This is a genomic window from Parasedimentitalea maritima, from assembly GCF_005771405.1.
Classification (GTDB): Bacteria; Pseudomonadota; Alphaproteobacteria; order Rhodobacterales; family Rhodobacteraceae; genus Parasedimentitalea; species Parasedimentitalea maritima.
Map to the genome: position 1 here is coordinate 82,479 of NZ_VAUA01000009.1, position 14,345 is coordinate 96,823.

14 protein-coding genes are annotated in these 14,345 nt (G+C 55.9%); 9 read left to right on the plus strand and 5 right to left on the minus strand.

The features are described 5' to 3' along the window. Positions 1-127: 127 nt before the first annotated feature. On the plus strand, positions 128-1,702 hold the full coding sequence (locus tag FEE96_RS17090) for a 2-isopropylmalate synthase (protein ID WP_138164336.1): 1,575 nt from the start codon (positions 128-130) through the stop codon (positions 1,700-1,702). 167 nt (positions 1,703-1,869) lie between these two features. Next, on the plus strand, positions 1,870-3,294 hold the full coding sequence (locus FEE96_RS17095; protein ID WP_171021745.1) for a tetratricopeptide repeat-containing sulfotransferase family protein: 1,425 nt from the start codon (positions 1,870-1,872) through the stop codon (positions 3,292-3,294). Between the two features lie 209 nt (positions 3,295-3,503). On the opposite strand, the gene FEE96_RS17100 is transcribed toward FEE96_RS17095, so the two are convergent. Then, a complete protein-coding gene (locus FEE96_RS17100; RefSeq protein WP_138164338.1) occupies positions 3,504-3,848 on the minus strand; it encodes a DUF5071 domain-containing protein in 345 nt (114 codons plus the stop codon). 189 nt (positions 3,849-4,037) lie between these two features. Next, a complete protein-coding gene (locus FEE96_RS17105) occupies positions 4,038-4,850 on the minus strand; it encodes a cysteine hydrolase family protein (protein ID WP_138164339.1) in 813 nt (270 codons plus the stop codon). Positions 4,851-4,973: 123 nt separating this feature from the next. Here FEE96_RS17105 and FEE96_RS17110 point away from each other — a divergent pair, with 123 nt between their 5' ends. Continuing rightward, positions 4,974-5,891, plus strand: a complete 918-nt coding sequence (locus tag FEE96_RS17110) for a helix-turn-helix domain-containing protein (RefSeq protein ID WP_138164340.1) — start codon at positions 4,974-4,976, stop codon at positions 5,889-5,891. Between the two features lie 4 nt (positions 5,892-5,895). Here FEE96_RS17110 and FEE96_RS17115 read toward each other — a convergent pair whose 3' ends face one another. After that, positions 5,896-6,642 (minus strand): SDR family oxidoreductase, encoded by a 747-nt coding sequence (locus tag FEE96_RS17115; protein WP_171021746.1) that lies wholly within the window; start codon positions 6,640-6,642, stop codon positions 5,896-5,898. Next, on the minus strand, positions 6,632-6,958 hold the full coding sequence (locus FEE96_RS17120) for a darcynin family protein (RefSeq protein WP_138164342.1): 327 nt from the start codon (positions 6,956-6,958) through the stop codon (positions 6,632-6,634). Before FEE96_RS17120 ends, FEE96_RS17115 begins: the two co-directional genes overlap by 11 nt. A 90-nt stretch (positions 6,959-7,048) precedes the next feature. Here FEE96_RS17120 and FEE96_RS17125 point away from each other — a divergent pair, with 90 nt between their 5' ends. From FEE96_RS17125 to rodA, 6 genes are all read left to right on the plus strand, one after another. Continuing rightward, entirely contained in the window at positions 7,049-7,654 is a 606-nt protein-coding gene (locus FEE96_RS17125; protein ID WP_138164343.1) for a TetR/AcrR family transcriptional regulator, read from the plus strand. 139 nt (positions 7,655-7,793) lie between these two features. Continuing rightward, positions 7,794-8,840: a rod shape-determining protein gene (locus FEE96_RS17130; protein ID WP_138164344.1), complete on the plus strand. Its 1,047-nt coding sequence runs from the start codon at positions 7,794-7,796 to the stop codon at positions 8,838-8,840. A gap of 55 nt (positions 8,841-8,895) precedes the next feature. Further along, entirely contained in the window at positions 8,896-9,810 is a 915-nt protein-coding gene (gene mreC / locus FEE96_RS17135; protein WP_138164345.1) for a rod shape-determining protein MreC, read from the plus strand. Continuing rightward, the gene (locus FEE96_RS17140) at positions 9,803-10,342 is read left to right on the plus strand and encodes a rod shape-determining protein MreD (RefSeq protein ID WP_138164346.1); all 540 of its coding nucleotides are present in this window, start codon (positions 9,803-9,805) and stop codon (positions 10,340-10,342) included. The genes mreC and FEE96_RS17140 overlap by 8 nt, the downstream gene beginning before the upstream one ends. Continuing rightward, entirely contained in the window at positions 10,339-12,282 is a 1,944-nt protein-coding gene (gene mrdA / locus FEE96_RS17145; protein ID WP_138164347.1) for a penicillin-binding protein 2, read from the plus strand. Before FEE96_RS17140 ends, mrdA begins: the two co-directional genes overlap by 4 nt. Beyond that, positions 12,279-13,418, plus strand: coding sequence for a rod shape-determining protein RodA (rodA, locus tag FEE96_RS17150; RefSeq protein WP_138164348.1), 1,140 nt, complete (start codon positions 12,279-12,281; stop codon positions 13,416-13,418). The genes mrdA and rodA overlap by 4 nt, the downstream gene beginning before the upstream one ends. A gap of 87 nt (positions 13,419-13,505) precedes the next feature. Here rodA and FEE96_RS17155 read toward each other — a convergent pair whose 3' ends face one another. Continuing rightward, on the minus strand, positions 13,506-14,345 hold the full coding sequence (locus tag FEE96_RS17155; protein ID WP_138164349.1) for a LysR family transcriptional regulator: 840 nt from the start codon (positions 14,343-14,345) through the stop codon (positions 13,506-13,508).

The following is a 14,345-nucleotide window of genomic DNA, read 5'->3' on the forward strand; positions in this document are numbered from 1 at the left end:
ATTTGCAGCGCGTCGTTGCGTGGCCTACTGATCCTAACTCGCCTCTGAGCGTGCCATCCGGCGCGTCCGCTCAGAGGGGATCGCCAGCGCGCCACATGGCTTAGGACAGACACGAAAGATACCCAACATGACAAATACATCCGATAAAGACCGCGTAGTGATCTTTGACACCACCCTGCGTGATGGCGAGCAAAGCCCCGGCGCGACCATGACCCACAATGAGAAGCTGGAAATTGCTGGGCTGCTCGACGATATGGGCGTCGATATTATCGAGGCAGGTTTTCCAATTGCCTCGGAAGGCGACTTCAACGCCGTCTCAGAAATCGCCAAGAACTCCAGAAACAGCCGTATCTGTGGCCTGGCGCGTGCTAAAACCGGCGATATCGACCGCTGCTGGGACGCGATCAAACACGCCGAGAAGAACCGGATCCACACCTTTATCGGCACCTCGCCGCTGCACCGCGCGATCCCAAACCTGTCGATGGATGAAATGGCGGATGTGATCCACCAGACCGTCACCCATGCCCGCAACCTGTGTGACAATGTTCAGTGGTCGCCGATGGATGCCACCCGGACCGAGTGGGACTACCTGTGCCGGGTGATCGAGATTGCGATCAAGGCTGGCGCCAGCACCATCAACATCCCTGACACCGTGGGCTACACCGCCCCGATGGAAAGCGCCGATCTGATCAAGCGTCTGATCGAAACTGTACCGGGCGCTGATGATGTGATCTTTGCCACCCATTGCCACAACGACCTTGGCATGGCGACAGCGAACTCGCTGGCGGCGGTGGCTGGTGGTGCGCGTCAGATCGAATGCACCATCAACGGCTTGGGCGAACGGGCGGGTAACACTGCGCTGGAAGAGGTGGTGATGGCGCTGAAAGTGCGCAATGACATCATGCCTTGGAACACCGGCATCGACACCAAGAAAATCATGCATATCTCGCGGCGTGTTGCTGCGGTGTCCGGCTTTGCGGTGCAGTTCAACAAGGCCATCGTCGGCAAGAACGCCTTTGCACACGAGTCCGGTATCCACCAGGATGGCATGCTGAAGAACGCTGAAACATTTGAGATCATGCGCCCTGCCGATGTGGGCCTGTCGGGCACGTCGCTGCCATTGGGCAAACACTCGGGCCGCGCAGCGCTGCGCGACAAGCTGGAGCAGTTTGGCTTTGAGGTGGGTGATAACCAACTCAAGGACGTCTTTGTCCGTTTCAAAGAGCTGGCTGATCGCAAAAAAGAGGTGTTTGACGACGATATCATCGCGCTGATGCGGTCTGGCGAGGATGCTGAAAACGATCATCTGCAAATTGTCTCAATGAAAGTGGTTTGTGGGACTGGTGGTCCGGCTGAATCCACAATCGAGATGGAAATCGACGGCAAAGACGTGAGCGCCACTGAAACCGGTGACGGCCCAGTGGATGCGACGTTCAAAGCGATCCGTGAGATCTATCCCAACACAGCCACCCTGCAACTGTACCAAGTGCAGGCTGTGACCGAAGGTACGGATGCGCAGGCAACGGTTTCAGTCCGGTTGGAAGAAGACGGCATGATTGCCACCGGTGAAAGCGCCAATACAGACACTGTTGTGGCCTCGGCCAAGGCCTATGTAAACGCGCTGAACCGGTTGATCGTGCGTCGCGGTAAAGTTGGTGAAGGTGTTGATGCGCGCGAGATCTCTTACAAAGATCTCACCTAAATTTGTGAATCTGGCCTCCTCACCTCGGCTGTCGGTGGGGAGGTCAATGGCATAACCATGTCCCAGCACGGGGCACAACTTTCTAAAATTATTTTTAACGATCTCTCAATTTGACGATGTTATCATTCTTGTCGAACAAGATGCTCACATCCTCCGGAGGGCCCGTTTTGCCCCAGGCAAGTTTTAGAATCGCGGACGACCCGACCAACCAGTCGCAATTGGATCACGCTACCGCCCTGATGCAGGTCGGCCAGCACCGCCAGGCATTTGTTCAGCTGCAACCATTGGTCAAAGCGGACCCGATGAACCCCTCGCTCCTTGAGGCTGTCTCTGACTGTTACTGGCTAATGGGGACAACAGGCCAATCGATGGTGGTACTCAACACCATCGCAGATATCTGGCCAGATAACGTTGCTATTTGGGGCAAGTTAGGTGCTCGCAACTTGGCGCTCGGTGACAAGTCGGCGGCGGAAACTGCATTTGAACGCATGTTAGCCCTGACGCCGGACTCTGCTTTGGCCCTTGCGGCGCTTAACCTGATCAAGACATTTGCCCCAGACAGCCCGCGTGCGCAAAAACTGCGCCTGTTGGCTGCTGATACGTCGTTGAGCATTGAAGAAACCACAGGTGTTATCAACGCCCTTGGCCAGATTGAGTCCTCAGCGGGAAACACCAAAGAGGCCTTCTGCTACTTCCAACAAGCCAAAGATGCCACGCCCGGGGAGTATGCGCCAAACGAAATTGACGCCAAGGTTGCTGACCAGTGTCAGGCGTTTGATCCTAAAACAACGCCCGAAGCGGCAAGTGAATGCGCTGAGCCAAGATTTGCATTTGTTGTTGGCCTGCCGCGCTCTGGCACGACCCTATTGACGGCAATGCTGAGCAGACATGCTCGTGTGTCATCCAATGGTGAAAGCCCCAGCTTGATTGACACCAAACTGGCACTCAAACAGATTGTGCAGCAGGATTTCCCCAGCACTGGGCATTGGCAGTGGTGCCAACACGCCAGCCCTAGCCTGCTGGCTGCTGCGCGGCAGACTTTTCGAAAGAAGAACCTGCCTGAAAGCGTCGAACATCTATCGGTGGTCGTTGAAAAACTTCCGCAGAATGCCTTTGAAATGGGTTTTGCCCGCATGATGCTACCGGACGCAAAGTTCATTTTTATGGCGCGTCACCCATTGGATGTTGGGCTTTCGCTGTTCACCAATGGCTTTGCAACGGGTCACGCCTACACCAAACAGCTGGAATGGATCGGCCATATGATCCATGCGTCTTATGCGTCGTTGGAAGATTACCAGCTGAAGCTTGGCAGTCGGCTGCGCATACAATCCTATCGCGCCCTGGTTCAATCTCCGGAACCGCAAATGAAAGAGATAACCGACCACCTTGGGCTGGACTGGGATCAGTCGTGCCTGTCCCCCCAACACAGCGAGGATGCGTTAAAGACAGCTTCGGTGCTGCAGGTCCGAGAGGGCATCAATCAAAAGGGTATTGGCAAGTGGAAGCGCTTTGAGACCGAACTGGCCCCACTGATAGAGGCATTGGGCGGCTGGCACTGGATCCGCGCCTGGGAAGAAGAGGACGCGGCCTAGGATCTAAAGCGGCTTAGCCAAAGGACCCATTGTCGACGATTGTGATCCAAGGCAGAAGGTGTACTCCCGCGCCCTAAGCTGGCCCGGCTATGCCGAACCAGATTAGGGACTTGGGCTGGGCACCGCTGTGCGGTGGAGGTTTTGTTGGGGAGGCGTTTCAATCGGCGTCGCTGAGAGACAACAAAACCGCTTGCGCTACCTCGGGAACGTTACTGTCCAAAATCATTTTGACTTGGGGCCGATACCAACTGGACAAGGTCAGCTTGCAGTTCTGATCGAGTTCTGAACGAGCAACTTTTCACCACAAGGTCAATCGCCCAACATTTCCACATACCATCGTCTGAGGTTAAAATCTCTCTGATGTAAGGGACAATTTCGGGTCCTGCTTTAGCCAGCAATAGAGCTGTCGGTTCTGCAACTGGCCAGTTGGCATCTTGGACCCATTCGAGCAAATCGGGAAGAAGTGGGATAATTGCGGGATACCCAACATCAGCAGCATTCTCTATCGCCGCTAAGTCAAATTTATCTTTTGGAATACAGCGCCTTAAAACCATAGCCCAATCTTCCCGAAAAGAGACAGCAAATCAACCAGAGACCTTTCAGGCGACATAGCCCCCTGCGCCGCGCAGCGGGGCCAGGCCCAAGGCTTTGCCTCTCATCTATGATGAGAGAACAAAGGCACGGGAGCCTTCCGGTTACTACGATGACCGGAACCGGTCACCGTAGTATTTCCAATTGCGGGCTTAGCCAGCGGTCAATTTCGCCTCGACATCGCTGGTGGTCCACAACGCGTTGGCGATATAGCGGAAATTGGTTAGGGCCGCGAGATAACCATCACCTTCGGGCAGTTTTGCCGCTGCAGTTGCGTCGCGTACCACCGCCACTTCAAACCCCTGCTCGATCAGCTCGCGCATGTGGCTTTCGGTGCAGAGGTTGGCGGACATGCCAGCCAAGATCACCTGATCAATGCCGCGCTTGCGCAGTTGCAGGCTCAGGTCGTTGCTGTCATTGCCGTATACCTTATGCGGCGAGGTAACGATGGTTTTGCCGTCTTCAATGTACTTTTTATACTGTGGCATCCAGTCAGCGCCAGAGCCTTCGAACCCTTCGGTTGTCAACGGGCCTTTGCGGTCAAACATACCGATTTTGTGCATCAGCTTTTCCAGCGCCCCCTCAAACTTCCAGCCATGGTCAGTGGGGTAGTAGTAATGCGGTGACACCGCCACGGTGATGTCGGCAGCCTTGGCCGCCTGGAACAGGCGTTCGATGTTCTCAACAGTGCCCTGTTCCTGCACGGATTCACCAACCACGCCCCAGGTTACGCCCTCGGGATGCAGGAAATCCACCTGTGGGTCGGTGACCACCAGCGCAGTACGGCTGAGGTCCAGTTTCATAGTGCTGGGCGGCAGCGCTGGAGTTGCCGGGTCGGCATAGGGGCTTTCTTGCGCCTGCGCGGCGGATCCGGCGGTGACGGTTGCAGCGGCCGCGCCCGTGGCCAAGGCCCCACTAAGGGCCTGACGGCGGGTTAGGTGTGTATGGTCATGATCGTTGCACATGGGGTGTCTCCTCATCGTTTGATGAGCAAGAGATAGAATGGTCAATGTATCAATTGGTCCGGAATGAGTATCAGATCGAAGAAAATCGTATCCTTTCATCCAACAACTCTATTGGGTCATTACATGGAACACGACTTTATTCTGGATCAGATGCAGATCGAGGCAACGCCTTTTGCCCTGTGCGAACTCAACGGCAAAGGCGATCTGGGGCTTGGGCAGGACAGCACCGCAACGCTGCATTACATCCTGTCGGGTCGGGGGGAAATCCGTATTCCCGGCCAACTCAATCTACCCGTTTCGCGGGGGACATTGGTGCTGGTTCCGGCCTTACGTTCGCATGTGTTGCACAGCTATGGGGAAGACATTGACCCCTTGCCGCAATGCCGTCCTGCTGGGTTGAACCTTGTCCATCTGGTGCACAAGCAGGATGGCCGAGACCTTCATGGCGGATTGGTCGCAATCTGTGCGCATATCAACTTGTCCCTCAAAAACCTGAACAACATCATTGATCTGGTCCGCGACCCAATCATTGATACCGTGGCCGACAATCCGGGGCTGGCGGTGCCAGTGACACAGATCTTACAGGAAATCGCCTGCCCTGCACTCGGCAGCAAGGCGATGCTGCGGGCATTGATCCAGCAGGCGATGATCGCCTTAATGCGACATAAGCTGCAACGTGATGATAGCGATCTGGCCTGGATGCAGGCGCTGCGTGACCCGAGGCTATGGCCCGTCCTGACCCACATGATGCAGTCTCCCGGGGGCGATCACTCGCTGGAAACACTGGCTGAGCAGGCCGGAATGAGCCGCAGCACCCTGGCGCAACGGTTTTCCGATGCTTATGGCAGTGGTCCGATGGAACTGTTGCGCGAACTGCGGATGCAAAAGGCCGCTGACCTACTGGCGCAGAGTGATATGCCCGTCAAGCGCATCAGTGCCGAAGTGGGCTTCAAAAGCCGCACCGCCTTTAGCCGTGCGTTTGAAGCTACCACAGGCCAATCTCCGCGCAGTTATCGGCGTGGGAAAAAGGCCCGCAGCTAAAACATCACCCACGCAGGATGCGGGCAGACAATTCCGGCAGTAAACGATGAATAATGCGCAACAGGCGGGTTTTGCCGATCCAGATCTCATCCGCCCCATGTTTGATCCCTTGCAACAGGTCTCGTGCCGCTCTGTCGGGGCTGATTTTACCGCGGCCCCTCCCTTTGGTCATAGCCGTCTCGACAAGGGGCATGATGCACTCAGAAATCTGCAGATTTGGAGCGAGCTGACCAGTTTGGTAGCGCAGTCCTGTTGTAAAATTTCGCAAGCCCGCCTTGGTGGAGCAATAGACTGGCGCATCTTGTTTTGGGGACAGCGCAAGGGCCGACGTTACATTGATGATGACCCCCTCAGGTCGTTTTGCCAGACAGGGCACCAGCGCAGCGCACAAATGCAGAGGCGCGACTAGATTTACGTTCACCTCCATGCTGATGTCCTTGGCCAGATCCACATGAGTCCCCATCAGATAATCAGCCTCAACCTGCATCCCTGCATTGTTGATTAGCCCGTCCAAGGGAGGCTGGGCTCCCATCATTTCACTTATCAACTGCTCTCGTTCAGCCGCATTCTGCAGGTCACAGGTATAGGTCTGTAACTGTGGTCCTAGCTCCCACTTCAAAGCGGTTAGTGCCTCGTCATCGCGTGCCACTGCCAGAACTGTTGCGCCTGCGGCGACCAATTGTTTGGCCAGTTCCCGTCCGATACCCCGCGTAGCCCCAGTTAGCAGGATGTGTTTTCCCTCAAGCCACATGAGCGGCCTCATAGGCACGAAACCCGTCTTCATAGCTGGGAATGATCTCAAGCAGTTCAAAGTAGCCTTCCGCGAGGAGCGCTGAATCACGCAGAGCTTCGATTGCAAAGTAGTAAGCCTTCGGATCTTCAGCTTCGATCATTGCGATATCACTGATCCGCGCATGGAACGCCTCGGCATCGAAATACCGTAGCTTCATGCCCGGCCCCGAGCACGTTGCACCCAGGCTTTCCTCGGAGATCTTCGCCCGTTGTTTCCGTGTGAGTTGCAACCATGATGGGTTCGCCCGGAGAAAGAGAAAGATGGTGAGCGTCATCAATACGTCCTGTGTCTATTGCTTCTGGTTCATGAATGTGAACTATTGCTCACATTTCTCAACTCGCGTTTATCCGCAGGACGGTCACCCATGCATAAGCCCAGAAAACAAGCCCGGCAGGAGCGCTCCAAGGCGACCCAAGCGGCCATTGTCGAGGCCGCTGCTCGCCTTTTGGAATCACAGGGGCGCGGCGGGCTGACCACCAATGCCATTGCAGATCGAGCGGGCGTGAGCGTTGGATCGCTGTATCAATATTTTCCAAACAAGGAGGCCATTCTGGCGACCTTGATCCGGGATAAGCGCAGGACGCTGTTGATGCAGATGCAACAAGCGGTACAGGAAACATCTGCAGCCGAGCCATCAGCTGCGCTGGATGCGTTGCTGCGGGCTGGCATGATGCATCAATTCATACGTCCCGCCCTGGCTTTCGAGCTGGAATATGTAGAACAGCGACTGGAATTGGCGACCGAGTCAGCAGCCTTAGCCGAGGATATGGCACAGCTGGTGCTGGAGACCATACAGCGGTTACAACCGGACGCTGGCCTGCAAAATGCCAGAGATGTCGTGGCGATTACCAAAGGGCTTATCAATGCCGCAGCAATGGCAGGTGAAGCTGGCAGTGATGCATTGTTTGACCGTGCACGCCGAGCTGTGATCGGATACTTGTCACAAACCGCCCTAGATGTGACCAAGTAGGCCTGAAAGCAGGCGAAAAGGCGCTAGTTGTACCCAATACGCCCTTTCACGATGCAGCTGTGCTGCCTATAAGATCAAAAGCCCGGAACTTGTGCGGAGTCGCGGGCCATTTTTGCAGTACTTACAGGATCCTTAATATATGTCGATCTTTGGATTTTTGTCCGGCCTTTTCACTTCGGACATGGCTATTGACCTTGGCACAGCAAATACGCTGGTCTACGTCAAAGGCCGCGGTGTGATCCTGTCCGAGCCTTCGGTGGTGGCCTATCACGTCAAGGATGGTGTCAAAAAAGTTCTGGCGGTTGGCGAAGACGCCAAACTGATGCTGGGCCGAACCCCGGGTTCGATTGAAGCAATCCGCCCTATGCGTGAAGGTGTGATCGCGGACTTTGACACCGCCGAAGAGATGATCAAGCACTTCATTCGCAAAGTGCACAAGCGATCAACCTTTTCAAAACCTAAAATTATCGTCTGCGTCCCACACGGCGCGACCCCGGTTGAAAAACGCGCTATTCGCCAGTCGGTTCTGTCAGCGGGTGCCCGTCGCGCTGGCCTGATTGCCGAACCTATTGCTGCGGCCATTGGGGCTGGCATGCCGATCACCGATCCAACCGGCAACATGGTTGTTGATATCGGTGGTGGTACAACCGAGGTTGCGGTTCTGTCGCTAGGCGACATCGTTTATGCGCGTTCGGTTCGCATTGGTGGCGACCGCATGGACGAGGCGATCATCTCGTATCTGCGTCGTCAGCAGAACCTATTAGTGGGTGAAGCTACTGCGGAACGGATCAAAACCTCTATCGGGACCGCCCGGATGCCGGATGATGGCCGTGGCCAGTCCATGCAGATCCGCGGCCGTGACCTGTTGAATGGCGTGCCCAAAGAAATCGAAATCAGTCAGGCGCAGATTGCCGAAGCACTGGCCGAACCCGTGCAGCAGATTTGCGAAGCGGTGATGACTGCGCTGGAAGCAACACCACCGGATCTGGCCGCTGATATCGTGGATCGCGGTGTGATGCTGACTGGTGGCGGTGCGCTGTTGGGAGATCTGGATCTGGCCCTGCGTGAACAGACCGGGCTGGCGGTGTCGATTGCCGATGAAAGCCTGAACTGTGTGGCTTTGGGCACCGGCAAGGCACTGGAGTTTGAAAAGCAGCTGCGCCACGCAATTGATTACGACAGCTAAGACTCCTACCCTTCGCTGTAGATGGGGCGCCGTTTAGATCCCCGGAAGGAAACCCTTGGCCAGAGATCGATCCCAGCGCGAAGACTATACGACCCCGCTGAAGCGATTGCTGATCGGGGTGGTCTGTCTGTGCTTGGCGGTTATTTTTATTGTCTGGCGTATCGACAGTCCAAGGGTCGAAAGGTTTCGCGCCCAAGTCATCGACAGAGTTGTGCCCAACATGGAATGGGCGATGGTGCCAGTCACCGGAGCAATCAATCTGTTCCGCGACTTTCAATCCTACCAACGACTATCTGAGCAAAACCGCGAACTGCGGTCAGAGCTGCGCCAGATGCAGGCCTGGAAAGAGGCCGCATTGCAGCTAGAACAGGAGAATGCCCGGTTGCTGGATCTCAACCATGTGCGGCTGGACCCCCGTTTAACTTACATCACCGGCGTGGTGATGGCTGACAGCGGTTCCCCGTTCCGTCAATCAGTCTTGCTGAATGTGGGTGCCCGTGACGGGGTGCGAGATGGCTGGGCCACGATGGATGGGATTGGCCTTGTGGGGCGGATTTCAGGAACCGGCCGTAACACGGCCCGCGTAATCCTGTTGACCGATGCTGCCAGCTCGGTGCCCGCTCTGATCCAGCCCTCAGGGCAAAGCGCCCTGATTGCAGGGGATAATAGTGCGGCACCGGTGATCGATTTTTTGGAAAACCCTGGAAAACTGCGCCCGGGTGATCGGGTCGTTACATCCGGGGACGGCGATGTATTTCCCGCCGGCCTGTTGATTGGCCAAGTGGCCAGTGACCCCTCTGGTCGTTTGCGCGTGCGACTGTCTGCCGATTATGAACGGCTGGAGTTTCTACGCGTTCTGCGCCACCATGGCACTGAATTCATTCAAAACCCCGGCGACCTGGTGGTGCCGCTTCCTGGTGCGCCACATCCACGCCCGCGCCCTGAAAGCCTGGGAGCGGACAATGGCTAGCACCTCTCCAGCGCATATTTGGGCCATGCGGATCACGTTCCCGGCGCTGGCCTTGCTCATCATCTTTTTCCATCTGCTGCCTCTGGATACTGTACCACGCCGTTGGGCTCCGCCTGATGTATTGGTGGCATTGGCGCTGGCCTGGTCATTGCGTCGGCCGGACTACGTACCAACAGTGATACTGGCGCTCACCTTATTGTTGGCTGATCTGATGTTTCAACGGCCCCCAGGCTTGTTAGCGCTGTTGATCTTACTGGGCTGTGAATATCTGAAGCCGCGGGCGCTAACCCACCGCGACACAGGGTTTGCGGCTGAATGGTTCTCGGTGATTGTGGTTCTAACTTGCATCACTATTGTGAACCAACTGATCCTTGCGCTGCTTGGGGTCGAGCAAGCTCCGCTTGGATTAATCCTAATTCAAATGCTGCTGACCATTGCCGCCTACCCGTTGGTGGTGCTGGTCAGCCAGTCCGTGTTTGGGGTCCGCAGGCCGACCCCATCAGAGGCCGAGACGCTTGGAGCCAGGCTATGAGACGCAACCCAAAAGAGCTGGACTCGACCCATCGCACATTGAGCCGTCGCGCCCTGCTCTTAGGAGGACTCCAGCTTGCTTTTGCTGGTGGATTGGCGATGCGGATGCGTTATCTGCAGGTGGACCAGGCAGACCAATTCCTGTTGCTGGCCGAGGAAAATCGGATAAACATCCGCCTGCTGCCCCCTGCCCGTGGTCAGATCTTCGACCGCAATGGCATTGCACTGGCCCAGAACTCTCCCTCGTACCGGATCACTATCGTACCTGAAGATGCAGGAGATGTGGACAAGGTGATCGCGGATCTGTCACGGTTGATCGATATCGCCCCTGAGGACCTGGAGCGCGCCATTGCAGAGATGCGTCGCTCGCCGCCATTTTTGCCGGTGACCCTGGCAGATCAAATTGACTGGCAAGATATCTCAAAGGTCGCAGTGAACGCACCTGCCCTACCGGGCATTACCCCCGAAGTCGGGCTTGCACGGATTTATCCACGCCAAAGCGACTTTGCCCATGTGGTAGGCTATGTCGGCCCGGTTTCCGATTATGACCTGAGCCAGATCGACGACCCGGAACCAATTTTGCGTATTCCAAGGTTTCAAATCGGCAAAGTTGGATTTGAGGCGAAACAGGAGGCCGAGCTACGCGGCAAGGCCGGAGCAAAACGGGTTGAGGTGAATGCCACTGGCCGGGTAATGCGTGAACTCGATCGTCGCGATGGGGCTGCCGGTGCGGATATGCAGCTGACTGTTGATGCAGACCTGCAAGGCTACGTGCAGGCACGACTGGGCAACGAAAGCGCCAGCGCAGTGATCATTGATTGTGAAAGCGGCGATCTGCGCGCCATTTCCTCGGCTCCCAGTTTTGATCCCAATTTGTTTGTCCGCGGAATTTCTGTCGCAGATTATCGCGAGCTGACAGAAAACACCTATCGCCCACTCGCCAACAAAACGGTGCAGGGAACCTATCCACCTGGGTCAACCTTTAAGATGGTCGTTGCACTGGCTGCCCTAGAAGAAGGTATCATAGGGACAGAGGAAACCGTTTGGTGCCCAGGTTACCTGGAAGTGGCTGGCCGCAAATTCCACTGCTGGAAACGCGGCGGGCACGGGAATGTGGATCTGAACACATCGCTGAAGCAATCCTGTGATGTATATTATTATGACCTGGCCCTCAAAGTTGGCATCGACAAAATCTCTGCCATGGCCCAGCGCCTTGGCCTGGGTGTTCGACACAATCTGCCCATGTCCGCAGTGGCGTCTGGTCTGACCCCCACAAAAGAGTGGAAAGCACGTAATCGCGGTGAAGACTGGCTGATTGGTGACACAGCCAACGCTTCAATTGGTCAGGGCTTTATGCTGGCGTCACCGCTACAGTTGGCGGTGATGACAGCCCGTTTGGCTACTGGGCGTAGCGTCGCCCCAAGGTTGGTTAAATCGATCGACAGTATCGAACAACCAGATGGTGCAGGAGTTCCACTTGGCGTGAATGAAAACAACCTGCGCACTCTGCGTCGTGGCATGTTCTCGGTTTCCAATGAGCGGCGCGGCACCGGATATGGGTCGCGCATTATCGAAGAAACGATGCGCATGGCCGGTAAATCGGGGACCAGCCAGGTGCGCAACATCACCGCAGCCGAACGTGCTGCAGGCGTAATCCGCAACAGTGATCTTCCGTGGGAACGGCGAGATCATGCGCTCTTTGTATGTTTTGCGCCCTTTGAGAAGCCAAAGTATGCGGTCGCTGTTGTGGTAGAGCACGGCGGCGGTGGCTCCAAAGCGGCGGCTCCAATAGCCCGTGATGTGATGCTGCAAGCCTTATATGGCGGCACGCCGCCGCTGGAGGCCTATCCCAAGAAGGACCGCAGCCGCATCAGATCGCAACAGGAGCGATTGGAACGTGAACGTCCCGTTCGGCAGCTTGATGGGAGCGACCGGGCATGAGTTATCTTGAGTATAATGCAAAAACGACCCCATCTGGGCTACGCAAAATACTGTTCCTAAATTGGCCGCTGATCGTTCTGCTGATTTCGGTCGCCAGCATCGGTTTTCTGATGCTCTATTCAGTGGCTGGCGGTTCATTCAGCCCCTGGGTCGAACCACAGGTAAAGCGCTTTTTCATGGGCTTGGTCGCTATGGTCGCCATTGCCATGGTTCCGATCTGGTTTTGGCGAAATATGGCGGTTGTCGCGTATCTTAGCTCAATCGCCTTACTGCTGGCGGTGGAATTTTTTGGCAGCGTAGGCATGGGCGCGCAGCGCTGGATTGACCTTGGCTTTATGCGACTGCAGCCTTCCGAACTCACAAAAATCACCCTTGTTATGCTGCTGGCGGCCTATTACGACTGGCTACCGCGTGAACGGACCTCGCGGCCCATATGGGTACTGGCCCCGATAATCATGATTCTTGTGCCAACGTTTATGGTCTTGAAACAGCCTGATCTGGGCACATCGATCTTATTGCTGGCCGCAGGGGGCGGTGTGATGTTCCTTGCCGGTGTACACTGGGCCTATTTTGCAGCGGTCATTGGCGCAGGCGTTGGATTGGTTACTGCGGTGTTTCAAGGACGCGGGACCTCATGGCAGTTGCTGAAGGACTATCAGTACAGGCGTATCGACACCTTTCTGGATCCCTCGACCGACCCATTGGGGGCGGGCTATCATATCACTCAATCCAAAATCGCATTGGGATCAGGTGGTTGGTCTGGGCGCGGGTTCATGCAGGGCACCCAATCGCGGTTGAACTTCCTGCCTGAAAAACACACCGATTTCATTTTCACCACCCTGGCCGAAGAATTTGGATTTATTGGCGGCGTGTCACTTTTAGCGATCTACATGCTGATTGTGGTGTTCTGTATTGCCGCGGCATTGGCGACCCGTGATCGGTTCTCTTCACTGGTCATCATGGGCATATCGCTAACCTTTTTCCTGTTCTTCGCGGTCAACATGTCAATGGTGATGGGGTTGGCGCCAGTGGTTGGGGTGCCGCTGCCAATGGTGTCCTACGGCGGTTCGGTTATGTTGGTGCTGCTTGGTGCATTTGGCCTGGTTCAAAGCGCCCACGTACACCGACCACGATAGAATAAGGGGCATAGGGGGCCAGCCCCCTCTTGGCCTGAAGGCCAATTCACCCCCGGGATATTTTTGGCTAAATGAAGAATAGACGGATCAAGTCTTTTGCAGGGTTGTCATGAGCAGCTGCAACACTGGTCGGTCCTTGTCTCTCGTACGGGTCAACAAGCCGACGTCGCGCGCTGGCGCATCTAGGGCCGCGGTTATCACATTTGGCATCCGGTGAGCCCCGCCTGACCAATCCGGCAGGACCGCTTGACCCAAACCATCCTGAACCATTTGTGCAATTGTTTCGACCGCATCCATCTCAGCCAGGATTTTAGGCATCGGCTCCAAATTGGTCAGAGCGGTCCAACACGCCGCACCACCCCAAGCATCCCGGCTATAGACAATAAACGGCAAGTCGGAAACATCCTGCACGCCAGCTGGCTGTATCAGTAGGATTTTTTGATGTTCGATTGGAGTAAAAACCAGAGTTTTCGGCCAATCAAACGGAGGTCGCACAAGGAGTGCAGCGTCGAGCTGGTCCGCCTCAAATGCAGCATATAGCTCACGTGAGGTTCCCGGTACCAGCTTCAACTCAACCTCTGACGCCTGCAACCGTATCACCCGGACAAGGTCAGGAGCATAGTCCGCAAGTGCAGTTGAAATCGCGCCCAGTCGCAATGGGCCGGTCATGTTTCGTTGCCGCAGTTTAACCCGTACATCCGTTCGCAGAGCCAGTATTTGGCGCAACAGGGGAAGGACCGTGCGGCATTGTGGCGTTGGTTGCATCACACGCCCTGCCCGCAGCAGCAAACTGACCTGCAGTTCTGCTTCCAGCGCAGCCACCCGCTGTGTCACTGCCGAAGCCGTGATCCCTTCGGCACGGGCGGCGGCGGCAAGAGAGCCGAGATCAACCACTGCAATCAAGCTAGAGACAAACTTTAAATCCAT